General features: G+C 69.6%; 1 protein-coding gene. It reads left to right on the forward strand.

Annotated elements, in window-relative coordinates:
* Positions 1–960 (forward strand): acyl-CoA dehydrogenase family protein (locus tag K7G60_RS38570; RefSeq protein ID WP_225805625.1); only part of this gene is annotated, 960 nt, incomplete at both ends.

Consider the following 960-nt stretch of genomic DNA (forward strand, 5'->3'; position numbering starts at 1 on the left):
ACGGCGGCGCCGGCGCGGACGCGCTGGCCACCGTGATCGTGATCGAGGAGGTCGCCCGCGCCTGCTGCTCCTCCTCGCTGATCCCGGCCGTCAACAAGCTGGGCTCGCTGCCGGTGATCCTGTCCGGCTCGGAGGAGCTGAAGAAGAAGTACCTCGCCCCGCTGGCCCGGGGCGAGGCGATGTTCTCCTACTGCCTCTCCGAGCCGGACGCCGGCTCGGACGCGGCCGGGATGAAGACCCGCGCGGTGCGCGACGGCGACTTCTGGGTCCTCAACGGCGTCAAGCGCTGGATCACCAACGCCGGCGTCTCGCAGTACTACACCGTCATGGCCGTCACCGACCCCGACAAGCGCTCCAAGGGCATCAGCGCCTTCGTGGTGGAGAAGGACGACGAGGGCGTCTCCTTCGGCGCCCCGGAGAAGAAGCTCGGCATCAAGGGCTCGCCGACCCGCGAGGTCTACCTCGACAACGTCCGCATCCCGGCCGACCGCATGATCGGCGCCGAGGGCACCGGCTTCGCCACCGCGATGAAGACCCTGGACCACACCCGCATCACCATCGCCGCCCAGGCCCTGGGCGTCGCCCAGGGCGCCCTGGACTACGCCAAGGGCTACGTCACCGAGCGCAGGCAGTTCGGCAAGCCGATCGCCGACTTCCAGGGCGTGCAGTTCATGCTCGCCGACATGGCCATGAAGCTGGAGGCCGCCCGCCAGCTCACCTACGCCGCGGCCGCCAGGTCCGAGCGGGTGGACGGCGACCTGACCTTCTTCGGCGCCGCCGCCAAGTGCTTCGCCTCCGACGTCGCCATGGAGGTCACCACCGACGCGGTCCAGCTCCTGGGCGGCTACGGCTACACCCGTGACTACCCGGTCGAGCGGATGATGCGCGACGCCAAGATCACCCAGATCTACGAGGGCACCAACCAGGTCCAGCGCATCGTCATGGCCCGCAACCTCCCGT

This window comes from Streptomyces sp. NK15101, assembly GCF_020400725.1.
Taxonomy (GTDB): domain Bacteria; phylum Actinomycetota; class Actinomycetes; order Streptomycetales; family Streptomycetaceae; genus Streptomyces.